This window comes from Ciceribacter sp. RN22 (assembly GCF_024054295.1).
Taxonomy (GTDB): domain Bacteria; phylum Pseudomonadota; class Alphaproteobacteria; order Rhizobiales; family Rhizobiaceae; genus Allorhizobium; species Allorhizobium lividum.
The window spans coordinates 1,615,473-1,634,750 of sequence record NZ_JAMXLD010000001.1 but is presented as its reverse complement, the minus strand read 5'-3'; the positions used below and the strand labels follow the sequence as shown (position 1 = coordinate 1,634,750).

Sequence of the window (19,278 nt, the reverse complement as noted above, 5' to 3'; positions counted from 1 at the left end):
CCCTGACCACCGAAATGCCGGAATTGGAGCAAGGCTCGTGGCGAACGCGCTCCGGGAGACACCATGATTCGCATCGCCTTGATCGCCTCGACCGCGGTGATCGCCCTCCTCTGGGGTGTGAACACCAGCCTGTTTTCGCGCTTTCCCGAGAGAGAGGCGCCGCGCCTGCTCGCCCATCGCGGCCAACACCAGATGTTCGACCGTGAGGGGCTTACCGCCGAAACCTGTACGGCAGGCCGCATCCGTCCGCCCGAACACGCATTCCTCGAAAACACCGTTCCTTCGATGCGCGCTGCCTTCGATGCCGGCGCCGCCGTGGTGGAGCTCGACGTGCACCTGACGCCCGACGGTGCTTTCGCCGTCTTCCACGACTGGACGCTCGACTGCCGGACCGAGGCGAACGGGGTCACCGAGGACACGCCAATGACGCGGCTCAAGCAGTTGGACATCGGCCACGGCTATACCGCGGATGGCGGCAAGACGTTTCCCTTCCGCGGCCAGGGCATCGGCATGATGCCGACACTGACCGAGGCTCTCGATGCGCTGCCGGAGGGCCGCTTTCTCGTGAACTTCAAGAGCCGCCGCGCCGAAGAGGGCGATGCTCTCGCCCGATTGCTGACCTCGCACCCCGCCTATCGCAAGGCCGTGTTTGCCGTTTATGGCGGCGGCGAGCCGACCGAAGCCGCAATTGCGGCAACGCCGGGCCTCAAGGGCTACACGGCGCGGAGCGCCAAGGACTGCCTGCTCGGCTACCTCGCACTCGGCTGGAGCGGCTACGTGCCCGAGGCTTGCCGCGATACGCTCGTGCCCGTGCCGGTCAATTACGCCTTCCTGCTGTGGGGCTGGCCGGAGAAATTCTACAACCGCATGCAGGCGGCCGGCTCCGACGTCATCCTGCTCGGAGCCTACGAGAAAGGCGATACCGGCAGCGCCGGCATCGATGACGTCGCGACGTGGCGCATGGTGCCCGCCGGCTTCCCGGGCTTCATCTGGACCAACCGGATCGAAAAGGCCCGGACCTACGCCGAGGAAAGCGGCTTCTGTGCAAAGTCCGGCGCGGCCGGCGGCGAATGCCGTTTCGGCGCCCCGCCCTCTCCCACCGTCAGATGATGAGATTGGCGAGAATCTCGTTCTCCGTGATGTCCTCGAAGCCGAGCCCCGCCCCTTCGAAGCGGCCGACGAGTTCCTGGAAGTTCCGCCGGTCCTTCGTCTCGATGCCGATCAGGATGGAACCGAAATTGCGCGCCGACTTCTTCAGATACTCGAAGCGGGCGATGTCGTCGTCGGGTCCGAGCAGGTTCAGGAAATCGCGCAGTGCGCCGGGGCGCTGCGGTAGCCGCAGGATGAAGTACTTCTTCAGGCCCGCATAGCGCATCGCCCGCTCCTTGACGTCCGGCAGGCGTTCGAAGTCGAAGTTGCCGCCGGTGACGATCGCCACCACGGTCTTGCCCGCGATCGCTTCGCGCGGCATGAGGTCGAGGGCCGCGATCGACAGTGCGCCGGCTGGTTCGAGAACCACGCCTTCGATGTTCAACATGTCGGTGATCGTGACGCAGATGGCATTTTCCGGCACCACCCGTACCTGTTCGGGAGCAAAGTGCCTGAGCGCTGCGAAATTGAGATCGCCGATCCGGGCGACCGCCGCACCGTCGACGAAATTGTCGACCTTGGCGAGCGTCACCACCTCGCCTGCCTCGAGGCTCTTCCTGAGGCTCGGCGCACCCGCGGGCTCGGCAAGCAGGAAGGCCTCCGGCGGCAGCGTGTCGGAAAGATAGCCGGTTATGCCGGACGACAGACCGCCTCCGCCGACCGGAATGGCCAGGAGATCGACCTTTTCGCCTTCCGGCAATTGCTCCTCGATTTCGGCGGCGACCGTCGCCTGCCCCTCGATGATGTCGGCGTCGTCGAACGGCGGGACCATATGGCCGCCGATCGCCTCGACATGCTCGCGGGCGGCCGCGTAGCACTGGTCGAAGATGTCGCCGAAAAGGCGGATGGTGATGAACTCGCCGCCGAAGATGCGGGTCTTGTCGATCTTCTGCTGCGGCGTCGTCACCGGCATGAAGACCACGCCCGGGACACCGAAATGACGGCACACGAACGCAAAGCCCTGGGCGTGATTGCCGGCCGACGCGCAGACGAAGGTGGTATTGCCGCCGCCTGCGGCGATGACCTTGCGGAAGAAGTTGAAGGCACCACGAATCTTGTAGGAACGGACCGGCGTCAGGTCTTCCCGTTTCAGGTAGACCCTTGCCCCGAGCCGTGCACTCAAGTGCTCGTTGAACTGCAGGGGAGTTACCGGGAAGATCTCCCGCATGGCTTCTGCGGCCGCCCGCACGTCGTTGCGCGTCACGTCATCCATCCATTGAAAAATTGCGCTTCTCCCGCTATGGCATATGCCCATTGCGGAGACAAAGGTTCTTTCCGCGGCACCGCGAACGGGAGCCCTCATTGAACGCAAGCCTTTTCCGCTTCTCGATATACATCGCCGCCATCTGCGGTCTCTATCTTGCGACGGCGATGCTCATCCCCGCCATTGTGGACCTCTACTACGGCCATTCCGACTGGCAGATCTTTGCGCTCTGCTCGTTCATGGTCGGCGGGCTCTCGCTGATGACGGCGATGGCAACGCGCTGTCCACCGCCGGTCTTCACCAAACGGCTGGGCTTCCTGCTGGTCAACCTGCTCTGGACCGTCTTTTCGGTGGTCGGCGCTCTGCCGATTCTGTTCTCCGGGCAGGTCACCGGCTTTGCGCAGGCGCTGTTCGAATCGGTGTCGGCAGTGACGACCACCGGTTCCACCGTCATGGCCGGGCTCGATCACATGCCGCCGGGCCTGCTGGTCTGGCGGTCGCTGCTGCAATGGCTCGGCGGCATCGGCATCGTCGCCCTCGGCCTGTTCGTGCTGCCGTTCCTGAGGGTCGGCGGCATGTCTTTCTTCAAGATGGAATCCTCCGATATCGCCGACAAGCCGTTCGCGCGCCTCGCGAGCTTTACCCGGGCCTTCTTCGCGATCTACCTCGGCATAACGCTGCTCTGCACCATCGCCTACGACTTCGCCGGAATGAGCCACTTCGACGCGATCAACCATGCGCTGACCACCGTCGCCACCGGCGGGTTCTCGACCCACGATGCCTCGTTCGCCTATTTCAGAAGCGGGCTCCTGCTGTGGGTCTCGACATTCTTCATGACCGTCTGCAGTCTGCCCTTCTCGATCCTGATCGTGTTCATCGTGCGGGGGCGGCTCGATGCGCTGCGTGACCCGCAGATCGGCGTCTTCATTGCCTATCTTGGCGTCTTCTCCGTCGCGACCGCGGTCTACAACCACCTCATGAATGGAGTGGAATTCGCCTCGGCCCTCACCCACTCCTTCTTCAACTTCTCGTCTGTACTCTCGACGACGGGCTTTGCCAGCCAGGACTATACGCTCTGGGGACCATTCGTGGTGATGGCCGCCTTCTTCGCCACGTTCATGGGCGGATGCTCGGGCTCGACAGCGGGCGGTATCAAGTCCCACCGCTTCGTCATCCTCGCCAATATCGTGATGATCGGCCTGCGAAAGCTCATCTACCCCAACGCCGTCTACTCCGTCCGCTACGGCAGCCAGACGGTGGATGCCGACACCCAGCGCACGGTCTTCCTCTTCTTCAGCGCCTATCTGTTCCTGTGGGTCGTCGGCTCCCTGGCGATGAGTGCGTTCGGATACGACCTCCTGACGTCGACGTCCTCGGTGATCACCGCGCTCTCCAACGTCGGCCCGGGCGTCGGCGAGATCGTCGGTCCGGCCGGCAACTTCTCGACGTTGAACGAACCCGCACTCTATGTGCTTTCGCTGCTGATGCTGCTTGGGCGTCTCGAGGTGCTGACCGTCCTCGTGCTGCTGATGCCGATGTTCTGGCGCACCTGAAGACGGCCTCTTGACGGGCGGCTCTTTTGGAAGAACTCTCGAAATCATCGGGCGCGGGAGGACTTTTCAAATGTCAATTCTTCGCAGTTGGAACCGCCGTTGGTTCCGCCGCACTTGCGGCGTTCTCTGCGCATTGCTGCTCGCAGGTTTCCAGGCAGAAGCCGGCCCGCTGGCCGACGCGGCAAAAGCTGCGGAAGAGAAAGCGGCCTCCGGCGATGTCGTCGGGGCTTACGAGACGCTGGCCGAAGCGACTGCCGATTTCGCCATGACGCTTCCCTTTACGGTCAAGAAGGCGGTGTTCGTCACCGGAAAGCCTTCTGCCTACGGCGCCTACGACGAGAGGACCAATTCGGTCTTCAAGGCCGGCGAGCCGCTCGTCACCTATGTCGAGCTCCTCGGCCTCGACTGGAAACCTGTCGAAGATGGCAGGCGCCAGGCCAATTTCACGGTTGACCTAGCGATCACCGACACCTCCGGGCAGACGCTTGCGTCGCAGGAAAGTTTCGGCAATTTCACCTTTACGGGCTTCGTGCGGAACCAGGAAATATTCACGCATCTGACGCTGGATGTGAGCGGTGCCGACCCCGGCGACTACGTGCTGCACTATACGATCAAGGATACGGTCGGCGGCACCACGGCCGAGGTGGAGCAGCCCTTCACGCTCGCTGCGCAATAGAAGACCGAGGCCGCTTGCTGTTGGTGCGGACGACGGGGGTCGAACCCGTACGGATCGCTCCGAGGGATTTTAAGTCCCTTGCGTCTACCAGTTTCGCCACGTCCGCGCGGGCTCCTGTTTCAACGAGTTGCTCGCACTCGTCAAGAGTGCCCGCGACGATTGAGGTATCCAGTGCGACCGCTCGCAGGAGCAGGCCCGCGGCTGTCTCAATCTTCGAAGGAAATGCCGAGCTCCGTGGCCGTGCGCCAGCGCACGGAACAGTTGTGACGACTGCCGTCTTCGAAATTGAGACCGAAGGAATCGGGAATACCGACAGTCGATTGCAGCACGAGTTTGGCGCCGCCGGGCGAGAGATTTCGCGCCATGCAGTCCATCGTCGAAAAGCCGTTGTTGAAGACGATCCGTGCGCCCTTGAGCGAGCGCAGGCGTGGCTCCGCCCTCTTGTCGTCCATTGCTTTGCATCCCCGCCGTCTATGTGAAATATCACGCATGATTCATACAACGTACGGGGGATTTCGCCAGTATGAATTGTTGTTCCGGCCAACAAAAAAGGCGCGAGGAACCTGTCCCCGCGCCCCGATTGTCGAAGAGCCGAATATCAGGCGAGCTTGGTCGCAATGCGTGCCACGTGAGCCCCCTGGTAGCGCGCCGCTTCGAGCTCGATTTCCGAAGGCTGGCGGGAACCGTCGCCGTCCGTGATGGTGGATGCACCGTAGGGCGATCCGCCCTTCACCGCTTCCACGCCCATCTGCCCCTGGAAGGCATAAGGGAGCCCGGCGACGACCATGCCGTGGTGCAGCAACGTCGGAATGAAGCCGAGGATCGTCGATTCCTGCCCGCCATGCTGGGTGGCGGAAGAGGTGAAGACCGAGCCGACCTTGCCGACCAGCTTGCCGTTGAACCAAAGGCCCCCGGTCTGATCCCAGAAATTGCGCATCTGCGAGGCGACGGTGCCGAATCGTGTACCGGCGCCGACGATGATTGCATCGTAGTCGGCGAGTTCGTCGACCGTCGCGATCTCGGCCTTCTGGTCGAGCTTGAAATGCGAGGACCGGGCAACCTCTTCGGGCACGAGTTCCGGTACGCGCTTGACGGTCACGTCCGCGCCGGCCGACTTCGCGCCTTCGGCGACGGCATACGCCATGGTTTCGATATGGCCGTAAGACGAATAATAAAGAACCAGGACCTTTGCCACGAAACATCTCCTTCGTTGTGGGCGATCACCCGTTTTGTCTAATCCCCCATGTAGCACTCGGCCCGACGACGAACAGATCACGGCTGCGAGACGCAGTGTTCACCATCCAGCGCAACGACACGTGCGAACGACTTTCCGGCTTTTCGTGGAGAAGGTCGCTGCGGCGCGCTTCTCAAACCGGGCACGGCCCGCTAGATAGGTATGACCATCTCTTCCGGGACAACCTCCATGACTGACGACATCAAGACGGCCGCCATGCTCGCGATCGGCGACGAACTCCTCTCCGGACGGACGAAGGACAAGAACATCGGCCATCTCGCGGATGTCTTGACGCTCGCCGGCATCGACCTGAAGGAAGTCCGCATCGTCGGGGATGAAGAGGACGCGATCGTCGAGGCGCTCGATGCGCTGCGCGTTCGTTACGACTATGTCTTCACTTCCGGCGGAATCGGACCAACCCACGACGACATCACTGCCGATGCCGTCGCCCGTGCGTTTGGCGTTGCCTGCACCCATGACGCCGAGGCCATGCGCCTGCTCGGCGAAATGTATGCGCGCCGGAACATGGAGTTCAGTGAGGCGCGCCAGCGCATGGCGCGCATGCCGGAGGGAAGCCGCCACATCCCGAACCCTGTCTCGACCGCACCGGGCTTCATCATCGGCAATGTCTACGTAATGGCCGGCGTGCCGCAAGTCTTCCAGGCTATGGTGGACAAGGTGATCTCCACCTTGCCGGCAGGCGCCCGGGTCCTCTCGCAGGCCGTTCTCTGCCCCTACGGCGAGGGTGACATCGGCACGGCGCTCGCGGCCGTTCAGAAGGCGCACCCTTCGGCCAGTATCGGCTCCTATCCGAAGTTTGACGGCGAACGCTTCTCGACCGAACTTGTCGTGCGCTCGCGCGACAAGGCCTCGCTTGAGGCGGCGACAGCAGCGATCACTGCGATGATTGAGGAAATCACAGAGAAAAAACAGTCCGTTCACGACGAACGAGGGCATCCGGCCGAACCTGTCTGACCGACCTTTCTTCGTCGCGCGGATTGACCGAAGTCAAGGAAGCGCGCGACAATCGCGGCATAGAATTCTGATGCGGGGCTTCCCCGCGTCACCGCTGAGGAGGCAATCATGGCATATAAGACCATTCTCGCCGTCCTGGACACACCCAAGGACGCGCGGCAGATTACCGAATTCTCCCTCTCCATCGCCGAACAGTTCGGTTCCCATGTCATCGGCCTCCACGCGGAAGCCATTGCCTCCGTACCGCTGGTGGCGCCGATGGAAATCCCGGACCCGACAACCGTTCAGGCGCTTCAGGACATGGCGCATGACGAGACGGTGACCATCGAACAGTTCTTCCGCGATCGTTGCGCGCGGGAAGGCATCTCCTACGAGTGGCGCAGTTTTCTGTCATCGGCCGGCTTCAATGCCGCGTCGCTGGTCGACAGCGCCCGCAGTTGCGACCTCGTGATCGCCGCTCAGGGAGACGACAGCATTCTCTCCGAAAGCCGGTCAGAGCTGGAACACTTCCTGTTCGAAAGCGGCCGGCCCGTCCTCCTCGTCCCGTACATCTTCAAGCAGCCGAAACCGATCAAGCGTGTGCTGATCGCCTGGAACGGTTCGCGCGAAGCGGCGCGGGCGACCTTCGACGCTCTTCCCTTCCTGAAGAACGCCGACACGGTCGAAGTGTTCTCTGTGGAGCCGCCGGAGCAGAGCGGCCGCTCCACCACGGTCGCCGGCGCGGAAATCGCCGCCACGCTTGCCCGTCACGGCATCAACGTGACGGTTTCGCAGGCGGCAACGGATGCAATGCCCGCTCCCGCGGCCATCGAAAACCGGCTGTCGGACAGCAGTATCGACCTTCTCGTCATGGGAGCCTACAGCCACAAGCGGTGGTGGGAGGCACTCTTCGGCGGCGTGACCCGCACCGTGCTTGATTCGATGACAGCACTCACACTTCTCTCCCGCTGAGCGAGTTGTGCGGCGCTCTTGCCAGGCGCCGGCAAAACCCGGTAATAGCAGCGATCGAAGACAGAAGCCCCAGGGCGACATTCGCGCGGCACCGCCCGCGCGAATCGTGCTTTTGGCCGCGCGCCGGCACGACGACGATCGCTTCTGGCCGTCCGTCCGAAAACCCGCCGGCCCTCCGGCGCTGCCACTATCGAACATCTTTCGGAGTCCCAGAATGTCCCTCCCCGATAAAGCCTTTCCCGTTTCCTGGGACCAGTTCCATCGCGATGCCCGTGCGCTTGCCTGGCGCCTCGCCGGCCTCAACCAGGAATTCCGCGCGATCGTCTGCATCACGCGCGGAGGGCTCGTTCCGGCTGCAATCATCTCGCGCGAGCTCAACATCCGCCTTATCGAAACGGTCTGCATCGCCTCCTACCACGACTATGTGAGCCAGGGCGAAATGAACGTGCTGAAGGGGATTACGGCCGACCTCATGGAGAACGGCGGAGAAGGCGTTCTGGTCGTCGACGACCTGACGGACACCGGAAAGACCGCTTCAGAGGTGCGCGCGATGCTGCCCAAGGCGCATTTCGCCTGCGTCTACGCAAAGCCGAAGGGTGTCCCGACCGTCGACACATTCGTGACCGAGGTCAGCCAAGACACCTGGATCTATTTCCCCTGGGACATGGGTTTCACTTATCAGGAACCGATCGCCAAGGGCCACAGAGGCTGAGGCTCTTCGCAAACCGAACAAACGAAAGGCGCCGGCGAGAGATCGCCGGCGCCTTTCGTGTTCGTTTCGACGGAGACCCGCAGATCGTCAGATGACGAGGAAATCCTGGTACGTCAAATCAAGACCGGCCTTCAGATGCGCGAACATGACCCCGCCGCCTGCGGCACTGCCGTTCGAGTCATAGTAGAGATTGCCCGTGTCGGTCTCGTAGATGATCCGGTCGTTTGAATCATGGGCGACCCCCGCCGTGCTGGCGTAGAAGGCAGAGGAAGCGAGCGTTCCGGTCGTTGTCAGCGTCGCGAATACGGCGTTCTCCAGCCAGATCGTATCATCCGCAACCGAGAAGTCGGTGATCGTGTCGACGTTGCTGGACGAATTCGGCGTGGTGTTGAAGACAAAGGCGTCCGCTCCCGCTCCGCCGACCAGCGTGTCATTGCCGAGCCCCCCGTAAAGCTTGTCTGCGCCGGCTCCGCCACTGATCGTGTCGTTTCCGCCGACACCGTTCAGAATGTTGTTTCCGGTATTGCCCAAGAGGAGATTGGCGAGCCCATTCCCCACCCCGTTTATGTTCGCCGTGCCGAGGAGTGTCAGACGCTCGATCGTTGTATAGGCTCCGAGCGACCGAGAAATCGTCGACGTGATCGTGTCGATACCACCGACATCCGAGACCGTGTCGTTTTCGGCTCCAAGAACATAGACGTCGTTACCCAGGCCCCCGATAAGCCTGTCGGCCCCTGCTCCACCATTCAGGACGTCGTTGCCAGCGCCGCCGTCGAGAATATTTCTGCCACTGTTGCCGACAAGCACGTTATTCAAACCGTTGCCGGTAGCATTAATGTTCGCCGTGCCAAGCAATGTCAGGCGCTCGATCGCCGAGTAGCCGGCCAGCGACCGAGAAATGGTCGACGTGATCGTGTCGATACCACCGCTGTCCGAGACCCTGTCATTTTCGGCACCCAGCACATAGACGTCGTTGCCGAGACCGCCAATTAGAGTATCGATGCCAGCCCCGCCATTCAGGACGTTGTTGCCACTATTGCCGGTGATGATATTGGCGAGCGCGTTCCCGACACCGTTGATGTTCGCAGAACCGAGTAATGTCAGACGCTCCACCATGCCGTAAGCGGCTAGTGAAAAGCTGATCGACGACATGACCGTATCGGTTCCACCCGCGTCGATAATCTTATCCCCCAGATCCGACATAATGTAGATGTCGTTGCCGGTGCCGCCGTTCAGGGTGTCGGCACCACCGCGCCCATAGAGAATGTCGTTACCGGCGCCGCCGGTCAGAACGTTTGCCGCGCCGTTGCCGTAGATCCTGTCATTGCCCGAGCCGCCGATCGCGTTTTCGATGACAGCGCCAGCTGCAATCGAAATATTCCCCGTAAAGCCTCCGATATCGGAGAAGGAAGCGGCGTTGAGGTCGATGCGTTGTGCCATGGAATAGAGCGACGCATCGATCGTATCGTTGCCGCCTCCATCCCAGATACAAAACACCGGATCGGTGTTTGCGGCGAAATCATAGATTGAACCCGTGTTGGCGTTGAACCCGTAGACGGAATTGCCGGCGCGAGTGCTATAGTTAGTGCCATAAAGCTGCTGGATCGCAAGGATGTCGAACATCAGCAGCGTGTCTGGGTAACTGTTGAAGCTTGCAGTCGTGTTGCTTTCATCGAAATAGCTCATCACGGTATATTGGTGAGAGTCTTCGATAAATTGGGCATACGGGTCGTAGGTGATGTTGACGCCAGGTGCCGCGTTGAATTCGCCGGGATGAGCAAGCCCCATCGCATGGCCGAGTTCATGGAGGATGGCAAAGAATGAATAGCTGCCGCGCGGAATACTGCCCGTCAACACGCTGTTATTGTTCAGATTGACGTCGCCAGCCAGATCGCCGGCACCGGTGCCACCCGGGAAATATGCGTAGGCGCCGGCGGCGTCAGTGGTAGAGTTGTAGGCTGAAAAACGCATGGTACCGGTATTGGCGGCGACCTGGGTGAAGGTGACATTTCCGACGTCGGAGTAAAGTGACAGGCTCTGCTGAGCAGCCGCGCGCTGGGCAGCCGACAGGGCGATGAAGGCAGTCAGATTTCCGTCAGCGTCGGTCTGGTCCGGATTGGACGTGTCGAAGGAATAGGTGATATTGACGGCCTGCCCTGCTCCCGACGCCCAGCTGTACTGGTGGTAATTGTTGTCCGGGCGTACGAGATTGCCCGCGCCCATCATGTAGTCGTAGTGGGCTAGGTTGCCAGCGGTCACCGAAATGCCGTACTGCCCGGTAAGGCCGCTGGCGGTATAGGCGCCGGCGTCGATATAATAGGTGCCGGTCGCGGTCGCGGTAAAGGTGATCGTCGAATTGAGGTCCGGGCCGCCATCGTCATCCGTGCCTATCACCGTGCCACCGGCGCTTCTGAGGGTGAGATAGGGATCAGCCAGAAGATTGGTGCCGGTCCCCACCATCGCGAACGTATAGGTCTGGCCGGCCGTCAGCTGAACGGCGTACCAATCATGGTCGCCGGCGCTTCCGATGTTCCCCTGCGCCGTCTGACCGACGCGTATCGCATAGGCCGTCGAACTGCTCGCAGCCGCGTCACTTCTCTCAATCACATTCGGCACGCTGGATTCCCCTTCTCATCGGTCGGACGCAACCATCACGATCGTTGCTGACTTCATTCTCTTTGCCTCCTGCCCGCCCGACAGGAAGCCTGCACGGGTCAGGGCTTGCCCCCTGCGCATTGCTCGCACACGAGCGCCTCCGCGCGTCGCACGACCTCCTGGTTCTCCTTATCGGAAATAAGCGAGCTTCCCTGGCGGGCTTCTTCCAGCCTTGCTCTCGCTTCCTTGCATGAGGCGGCCGTCATCGGCCTCTCGGGATTACGCGGCAGTGCTGACGCGCCTAGTGACATGAAGCCCATCGCGATCAGACATGCGAAGAGGCGAATAGCAATACACCATGGCGAGGAGCGATATCCGCTCACCGATGCCCTCCATTGAAAGTCAAAGCGACAGTTTCAGGTCAACCAGCACAGAGCTCGACTATTTTCGTCGCGCGAATATATTCTACCTAAAGCTGAAGACAAGCCGAATTCTCGATTAGAGATCGTCCAATTTTTGGGGCATTCGAAGCGACGACTTCGTGAGAGACGACAAAAGTGGCGCGCACCGCTTCCTCGGGACGTCCACGACCACGTACTACCCGGACTGTATCTCCGGAGCGGTGCGCTCAGCGCTAGCGCAAATTCGTCCGTGAATCCAGGTCCACGACGCCGTCCGCCGGGTCGAACAGGTCTCTCCTGATTTCCCCGTTTTCCACAATGAAACGCCCCAATATCTTGTGTTAACCATTTCGACGCAAACCAGCCCTTGACGGAATCGGCCGTTTCAAAGTTAATACATTCTTATGTTGCGGCGGCGGCTGGACCGGGATTAACGAGACCGGTTCGTTCCAGAAAAATCGCGATGCGAAGCGAGGGGGCAGTTCACATGACGTGAGCGCAACCTGGAGATATTCGTGCGCGGAATTTTCTGCCAAAGCGCGATGCGGGGACTGGCGGAAATAAACTGTTAATACTATATTTAGTGTTTGCAGCCACATTCACCACAAGATACAGGTCGATCATCACAGGAATGATTCACCTGAACAATATAAAGTGAGACCGGCTGCACGCGTCGAACCGAGTGGCCGGACGGGATTTGTCGCGCCGTCTGGCGCCGAACAACGAGGGACGAAGGCAGATGCGCATCGAACGCCGATTTACCAAGCCGGGTCAGTCGCCCTATGCGGAGATCGAATTCCGCAAGGCGGTGAGTGAAATCAAGAACCCCGATGGCTCGACGGTCTTCCGGGCTGCCGACATCGACGTGCCTGCGCAGTTCAGCCAGGTCGCGACCGACGTGCTGGCGCAGAAGTATTTCCGCAAGGCCGGCGTTCCGAAGATCGTCAAGAAGGTCGAGGAGAACGACGTTCCCTCCTTCCTCTGGCGGTCTGTTCCGGACACCGAAGCGCTGAAGGCGCTGCCGGAGAAAGAGCGTTACGGCGCCGAAACCGACGCCCGTCAGGTCTTTGACCGTCTCGCCGGCACCTGGGCCTACTGGGGCTGGAAGGGCAAGTATTTTTCGTCGGAAGAAGACGCCCTCACCTTCCGCGACGAACTCGCCTACATGCTCGCCACCCAGCGCGTCGCGCCGAACTCGCCGCAGTGGTTCAATACCGGCCTGCATTGGGCCTACGGCATCGACGGTCCCGGCCAGGGCCATTTCTACGTCGATCCCTTCACCGGCAAGCTCGTCAAGTCGAAGTCGGCCTACGAGCATCCGCAGCCGCATGCCTGCTTCATCCAGTCGGTCGAGGACGACCTCGTCAACGAGGGCGGCATCATGGATCTCTGGGTGCGTGAAGCGCGCCTCTTCAAATACGGCTCCGGCACCGGCTCCAACTTCTCCTACCTGCGCGGCGAAGGCGAAAAGCTTTCGGGCGGCGGCAAGTCTTCCGGCCTCATGAGCTTCCTCAAGATCGGCGACCGTGCGGCGGGCGCCATCAAGTCGGGCGGCACCACGCGGCGCGCCGCCAAGATGGTCGTCGTCGACATCGACCACCCGGACATCGAGGAATACATCAACTGGAAGGTCAAGGAAGAGCAGAAGGTGGCCGCTCTCGTCACCGGCTCGAAGATGGTCGCCCGGCACCTGAAGGCGATCATGAAGGCCTGCGTCAACTGCGAGGCCGACAACGGAGACTGCTTCGATCCCAGCAAGAACCCGGCCCTGAAACGCGAAATCCGCGCCGCCAAGAAGGACCAGGTTCCGGAAAGCTACATCAAGCGGGTCATCCAGTTCGCCCAGCAGGGCTACAAGGACATGGAGTTCAAGACCTACGACACGGACTGGGATTCGGAAGCCTATCTCACCGTTTCCGGCCAGAACTCCAACAACTCCGTCTCGCTGAAGGACGACTTCCTGCGCGCCGTGGAGAATGACGGCGATTGGAACCTGACCGCCCGCAAGGACGGCCGCGTCATGAAGACGCTGAAGGCGCGCGACCTGTGGGAAAAGATTTCCTACGCCGCCTGGGCGTCGGCCGATCCGGGCCTGCACTTCAACACGACGATGAACGACTGGCACACCTGCCCGGCCGCCGGTCCGATCCGCGCGTCGAACCCGTGCTCGGAATACATGTTCCTCGACGACACGGCCTGCAACCTCGCCTCGCTCAACCTTCTGCAGTTCAAGGACGCCAAGACCGGAAAGATCGCGATCGGCGACTATGAACATGCCGTGCGGCTGTGGACCGTCGTGCTCGAAATTTCGGTGATGATGGCGCAGTTCCCGTCCCGCCAGATCGCCGAACTCTCCTATGAGTACCGCACGCTCGGCCTCGGCTACGCCAATATCGGCGGCCTCCTGATGTCCTCGGGCATCCCTTACGACTCCGCCGAAGGCCGCGCCATCTGCGGCGCGCTGACCGCCATCATGACCGGCGTCTCCTATGCGACATCCGCCGAGATCGCCTCGGAGCTCGGCCCCTTCCCGGGCTACCAGCCGAACCGCGACGACATGCTGCGCGTCATCCGCAACCATCGCCGCGCCGCCCATGGCCTTTCGGAAGGCTATGAGGGGCTGTCGGTCGACCCGGTTGCGCTGATCCACGCCGATTGCTCCGACCCGGCGCTCATCACCCATGCGACTGCCGCCTGGGACAAGGCGCTGGAACTCGGCGAAAAGCACGGCTACCGCAACGCGCAGGTCTCGGTCATCGCGCCGACCGGCACGATCGGCCTCGTCATGGACTGCGACACCACCGGCATCGAGCCCGACTTCGCGCTGGTGAAGTTCAAGAAGCTCGCCGGCGGCGGTTACTTCAAGATCATCAACCGCGCCGTTCCGGAAGCCCTGCGCACGCTCGGCTATTCCGAGTCCCAGATTGCCGAGATCGAGGCCTATGCGGTCGGCCACGGCAACCTCAACCAGGCACCGGGCATCAACCCCGGCACGCTCAAGGCCAAGGGCTTTACCGACGAGAAGATCGAAGCCGTCAACGGCGCGCTGAAGGCCGCCTTCGATATCAAGTTCGTCTTCAACCAGTGGACGCTCGGCGCCGACTTCCTGAAGGAGACGCTGAAGGTCACCGACGAACAGCTTTCCGACATGAGCTTCAACCTCCTGGAGCACATCGGCTTCTCGAAGAAGGACATCGAGGCCGCCAACATCCACATCTGCGGCGCGATGACGCTGGAAGGCGCCCCCTTCCTCAAGGCCGAGCACCTGCCGGTCTTCGACTGCGCCAATCCGTGCGGCAAGATCGGCAAGCGCTACCTTTCGGTCGAAAGCCATATCCGCATGATGGCGGCAGCCCAGCCGTTCATCTCGGGGGCGATCTCCAAGACGATCAACATGCCGAACGAGGCGACCGTCGAGGATTGCGGCAGCGCTTACATGCTCTCCTGGAAGCTCGCGCTGAAGGCGAACGCGCTCTATCGCGACGGCTCCAAGCTCTCGCAGCCGCTCAACGCCTCGCTGGTCGAGGACGAGGAAGACGAGGACGCCATCGAGGATCTGATCCAGCAGCCGGCCGCCGCCCAGGCGGTGACGGTCACGGAGAAGATCATCGAGCGGGTCATCGAGCGCGTCACCCGCGAACGCGAGAAACTGCCGAACCGCCGCCAGGGCTATACCCAGAAGGCGACCGTCGGCGGCCACAAGGTCTATCTGCGCACCGGTGAGTTCGGTGACGGCCGCATCGGCGAGATCTTCATCGACATGCACAAGGAAGGGGCCGCCTTCCGTGCGATGATGAACAACTTCGCCATCGCCATCTCGCTCGGCCTGCAGTACGGCGTGCCGCTCGAGGAATATGTTGAGGCCTTCACCTTCACCAAGTTCGAGCCGGCCGGCATGGTCATCGGCAACGACGCGATCAAGAACGCGACATCGATCCTCGACTACGTGTTCCGCGAACTCGCCGTCTCCTATCTCGGCCGCCACGATCTCGCCCATGTCGACACGTCGGATTTTTCCAACACCGCGCTCGGCAAGGGCATCAAGGAGGGCAAGACCAACCTCGTCTCCACCGGCTGGACCCGCGGCTACAAGCCGACGCTGGTCGGCGGCACGGGCGTCGACCGGTCGCTCTCCGAACCGAAGGGTGCCTCGACCGCCGCTCCCGCCAAGGCTTCTGCCGGCGGCAACGTGACGGCCTTTGCCGGCTCCGCCGCCCGCAAGCTCGACACGACGGTCGCGATCTCGACCTCCGAGATCGTCTCCTTCAAGCGGGACTACGAGGAACGCGCCGCCGAACTCGCCGAGGAGATCGAGGCCGAGACGGTGACCGACGAGACCGGCCAGGAAAAGACCGCCCTCTTCTCCGACAAGGCGGCCGCCGACGCGGCATCGGCCAAGGCGGAGGCAAAGAAGGTCGAGGCCGAGCGCCGCATGCGCTCGATCGCCCAGGGCTACACCGGCAACATGTGCTCGGAGTGCCAGAACTTCACCATGGTGCGCAACGGCACCTGCGAGAAGTGCGACACCTGCGGCGCGACGAGCGGGTGCAGCTGAGGCATCAGTTCTGATTGAGAATTCGGCCTGAGAAACCGAACCAAGTATTGGCCAAAAACCGCTAGAACTGGCCATTTTGGAACCTGAAACTGGCCAATGCCAAATTTGACTATTTCCGGGCACTGAAAAGTGCCCGGAAAATGCCTTTAGGAACAAACGGTGAATGCGATGACTTTCAGAGGTTTGTTTGTCGGTATCGACCGCTACCAATCGTCCGAGATCCGCGACTTGTCGTGCGCGACGCGCGATGCGACCGCGCTCGACGCCATGTTCGCCGATACCTTGGGCGGCCATACCGTCCTCCTGACTGACCAGGAAGCCTCGCTTGCAAGGATCGAGGAAGAGCTCACGACGCTCTCATCTTGCGACCCCGACGACACCGTTGTTATCGCGTTCTCCGGTCATGGTTCAGAAACGCACGAACTGATCGTTCATGATACCGACTACAACGACATACCGGCTACTTCCCTCCCGCTCGACCGTCTTCAGGAGTTGTTCTCTCGGATTCCCGCTCGACGAGTCATTTTGTTTCTGGACTGCTGCTTCTCGGGAGGTCTCGGCGCAAAGGTTCTGCAAGTGCCAGCAGTGCCGCGCAGCCTTGAGTCGACGGAAGTCCGCCTTCAGAACCTAGCAGGCGATGGTCGTCTCGTCCTCACCGCATCGGGTGTTTCGGAAGAGGCATGGGAGTTCTCGAGCCACGGCCACGGGCTACTCACCTACTATCTTCTGGAAGCACTCCGCGGCCCCGCGGAAATCTTGGAGGCCGGACGGCTCTCCGTCTATCGAATGCTTGAATACGTCACTGCTCGGGTGCAGGCGGCGGCCCGGCAGATTGGCAAGAGCCAGAACCCTGCCATGCGCGGCCAGATCGATGGAGGCCTCACCTGGCCCATCTTCGTTCAAGGAGAGCGTTTCACGAAGGCCTTTCCTTCGGTTTGCCCGGCTGCAGTCACATCGGACATCCAGAGTCTTGCCGCCCACGGTTTCCCGGAAGGCGTCATCACCGCTTGGGGACAGACAATCCCCTCGCTGAATGCACTTCAGGTCGAAGCGATCAACGAGTATGGCATCCTTCAAGGGAAACATCTTCTCGTGTCCGCTCCGACCTCTTCCGGCAAGACGATGGTTGGCGAGTTGGCCGCCCTTCGGCAGGTCCTGGATCGAAGACGCGCGATCTTCCTTCTTCCGCTCAAGGCGCTCGTTGCCGACAAACGCCGTCATTTCGAGAAAGTCTATGGCGGGTTCGGTCTCCGCATCCTGGAGGCTACCGGAGAAACCGACGATATCTCGCCCCTCATTCGTGGCAAGTACGACATCGCACTTCTTACCTACGAGAAGTTCGCAGCCCTCGCCCTGGCCCACCCGCATGTCCTGGCTCAGGCCGGGACGATCGTTGTCGACGAAGTCCAGATGATCGCCGACCAATCGCGTGGAGCCAACCTGGAGTTTATCCTCACGCTGATCAAGATGCGCAGACGAGAAGGCATCGAACCTCAGATAATCGCCCTCTCCGCTGTGATCGGCGATACCGGCGGTCTGGAAACGTGGCTTGGCGGCAGACTACTTCGTCGCGAGGAGCGGCCCGTACCGTTGCGCGAAGGCGTGCTGAGATACGATGGCTCCTTCCGGTATATCGATCCTGCCGACGGGAGCGAAAAAGTCGAACGGGACGCTGTCGTCCGGATGGCGATGAAGGACAGCGCGCAGGACTGGATTATCCCGCTCATCAAGAATCTGACTGCTGCGGGCGAACAGGTCATTATCTTTCGCGAGACGAAGAGCGAATCCCGCAACGTTGGCAACTATCTCGCCGCTCAGCTTGGACTGCCGCCCGCAAGCGAGGCGGTGAAGCGCATGCCGCGGCTCGACCCGTCGCAGGCGCACAGGGACCTGATCGCGGATCTCCAGCATGGCGTCGCCTTCCACAACGCCGACCTTCAACCTGTCGAGCGTCAAGTCATCGAGGAGGAATTCCGTCGCGAAGGGTCCGGTCTGCGGGTGATCTCTGCGACGACGACGCTTGCCATGGGCGTGAATACTCCGGCCAACAGCGTGATCATCGCTGGCCTCGAGCACCCGGGGCAAGTCCCGTACTCGATCGCCGAGTACAAGAACCTGGTCGGCCGTGCGGGTCGCCTGGGCTATGCCGAGGCCGGGACCTCCTATCTGCTTGCTCTGAACCCACGAGATGAAGATTATCTCTGGCGCAGGTACGTTGTGGGCAAGCCTGAAGATCTGTCGTCGCGGTTCGTGGCGGGAGATACCGATCCGAGGTCTCTTGTCGTCCGGGTCCTTGTCGCGCTGCCTCGCTCCGCGAAGGCTGGGGCCTCGAGCGATGCCATCGTCTCCTTCCTGGAGAGCAGCTTCGGAGCGTTTCTCGCTGGCCGCCGGCAGGACGGATGGCGATGGTCGCATGAGGATCTCATACGAGCGCTCACGAGTCTCGAAGGACACGGGCTCATCGAGAAGGACGCTGATGGCTTCTATGCGCTCGCGCCGCTCGGCCGCCTTGCCGGAGAAAGCGCCAGCGAGGTTGGATCAATCGTTCGCCTTGTCGGCGCTCTTTCGCGGCTTGCGCCCTCGGACATCACGGATCCGGTGCTGCTCGCTGTCATTCAGAACACAGTCGAGTTGGATGAGGTCCATTTTCCGATCAACAAGCGCAGCAAGCACAAGGAACCGCATACCTGGCCTTCCCTTCTTCAGCAGCAGGGTATCCCGTGGAGCGTTCTTCGCAGCTTGGAATCCGAGGCGCTCGATCAGCATAGCGCGACCCTGCGGGCAAAGAAGGCCGTCGCGTCGCTGCTCTACGTCTCAGGCCGACCGATCAGCGAGATCGAAGTAACCATGGGGCAGCATGGTGGCGCATTCGGCGGGTCAGCGGGTCCGATCCGGAGCGTGGCATCCCGTGCCGCTGATCTCATCGGGGTAGCAGCCAGGGTCGCCGAGATCCTGCATCCCGAACTCGATCTTTCAGACCGCGTGCAGAAGCTGAGCCTTCGGTTGACTTACGGTATTCCGGCGAGTTCCGCCGATCTCGCCAGGGAAGCCGGAGCGAGCCTTACCCGAGGAGACTACTGCGCGCTTGCCGAAGCCCGACTGGACGCCATTGCGAACATCGAAGGCGCACAAGACGCCGATGTTCTGCGTATCCTCGGTGGCGATCCCGAGAAGCTGGTGATCGTCCGAGAAGCTGCCGGGATGGCTGCCGAGCGCAAGCGAAAGGCCGCTGCGACACCTGTGCCCGTGATTCCCCAGTATGTCGCGTGACGA

General features: G+C 61.6%; 12 protein-coding genes and 1 tRNA gene. 8 read left to right on the top strand and 5 right to left on the bottom strand.

Translation table 11 applies throughout. The features are described from left to right. Window positions 1-63 precede the first annotated feature (63 nt). On the top strand, window positions 64-1,110 hold the full coding sequence (locus tag NHF53_RS08105; protein ID WP_252833768.1) for a glycerophosphodiester phosphodiesterase family protein: 1,047 nt from the start codon (window positions 64-66) through the stop codon (window positions 1,108-1,110). On the opposite strand, the gene ilvA is transcribed toward NHF53_RS08105, so the two are convergent. Beyond that, complete coding sequence (gene ilvA / locus NHF53_RS08100) at window positions 1,103-2,353, bottom strand: threonine ammonia-lyase (protein WP_252833767.1); 1,251 nt, start codon at window positions 2,351-2,353, stop codon at window positions 1,103-1,105. The genes NHF53_RS08105 and ilvA overlap by 8 nt on opposite strands. 98 nt (window positions 2,354-2,451) lie before the next feature. Here ilvA and NHF53_RS08095 point away from each other — a divergent pair, with 98 nt between their 5' ends. Beyond that, on the top strand, window positions 2,452-3,906 hold the full coding sequence (locus tag NHF53_RS08095; protein WP_252833766.1) for a TrkH family potassium uptake protein: 1,455 nt from the start codon (window positions 2,452-2,454) through the stop codon (window positions 3,904-3,906). Window positions 3,907-3,976: 70 nt separating this feature from the next. Then, window positions 3,977-4,582: a hypothetical protein gene (locus NHF53_RS08090; protein WP_252833765.1), complete on the top strand. Its 606-nt coding sequence runs from the start codon at window positions 3,977-3,979 to the stop codon at window positions 4,580-4,582. 21 nt (window positions 4,583-4,603) lie between these two features. Here the strand turns inward: NHF53_RS08090 and NHF53_RS08085 are convergent. The 3 genes from NHF53_RS08085 to wrbA all read right to left on the bottom strand — a co-directional run bounded on the left by NHF53_RS08085 (window position 4,604) and on the right by wrbA (window position 5,777). After that, window positions 4,604-4,688, bottom strand: a tRNA-Leu gene (locus tag NHF53_RS08085). Window positions 4,689-4,788: 100 nt separating this feature from the next. Then, window positions 4,789-5,034, bottom strand: a complete 246-nt coding sequence (locus NHF53_RS08080; protein ID WP_112688484.1) for a PilZ domain-containing protein — start codon at window positions 5,032-5,034, stop codon at window positions 4,789-4,791. A 146-nt stretch (window positions 5,035-5,180) separates the two neighbouring features. Next, window positions 5,181-5,777, bottom strand: a complete 597-nt coding sequence (wrbA, locus tag NHF53_RS08075; RefSeq protein WP_252833764.1) for an NAD(P)H:quinone oxidoreductase type IV — start codon at window positions 5,775-5,777, stop codon at window positions 5,181-5,183. 228 nt (window positions 5,778-6,005) lie between these two features. Between wrbA and NHF53_RS08070 the strand changes: the two genes are divergently transcribed. The 3 genes from NHF53_RS08070 to gpt all read left to right on the top strand — a co-directional run bounded on the left by NHF53_RS08070 (window position 6,006) and on the right by gpt (window position 8,454). Then, on the top strand, window positions 6,006-6,791 hold the full coding sequence (locus NHF53_RS08070) for a competence/damage-inducible protein A (protein ID WP_252833763.1): 786 nt from the start codon (window positions 6,006-6,008) through the stop codon (window positions 6,789-6,791). A gap of 108 nt (window positions 6,792-6,899) precedes the next feature. Further along, complete coding sequence (locus NHF53_RS08065) at window positions 6,900-7,742, top strand: universal stress protein (protein WP_252833762.1); 843 nt, start codon at window positions 6,900-6,902, stop codon at window positions 7,740-7,742. A 214-nt stretch (window positions 7,743-7,956) separates the two neighbouring features. Then, on the top strand, window positions 7,957-8,454 hold the full coding sequence (gene gpt, locus NHF53_RS08060) for a xanthine phosphoribosyltransferase (protein WP_148157089.1): 498 nt from the start codon (window positions 7,957-7,959) through the stop codon (window positions 8,452-8,454). Window positions 8,455-8,541: 87 nt separating this feature from the next. Here gpt and NHF53_RS08050 read toward each other — a convergent pair whose 3' ends face one another. Further along, window positions 8,542-11,070 (bottom strand): M10 family metallopeptidase C-terminal domain-containing protein, encoded by a 2,529-nt coding sequence (locus tag NHF53_RS08050; RefSeq protein WP_308218638.1) that lies wholly within the window; start codon window positions 11,068-11,070, stop codon window positions 8,542-8,544. Window positions 11,071-12,189: 1,119 nt separating this feature from the next. Between NHF53_RS08050 and NHF53_RS08045 the strand changes: the two genes are divergently transcribed. Together NHF53_RS08045 and NHF53_RS08040 are read left to right on the top strand one after the other, a co-directional pair. Beyond that, window positions 12,190-16,005, top strand: coding sequence for a vitamin B12-dependent ribonucleotide reductase (locus tag NHF53_RS08045; protein WP_252833761.1), 3,816 nt, complete (start codon window positions 12,190-12,192; stop codon window positions 16,003-16,005). A 168-nt stretch (window positions 16,006-16,173) separates the two neighbouring features. After that, window positions 16,174-19,275, top strand: coding sequence for a DEAD/DEAH box helicase (locus tag NHF53_RS08040; protein WP_252833760.1), 3,102 nt, complete (start codon window positions 16,174-16,176; stop codon window positions 19,273-19,275). Window positions 19,276-19,278 lie beyond the last annotated feature (3 nt).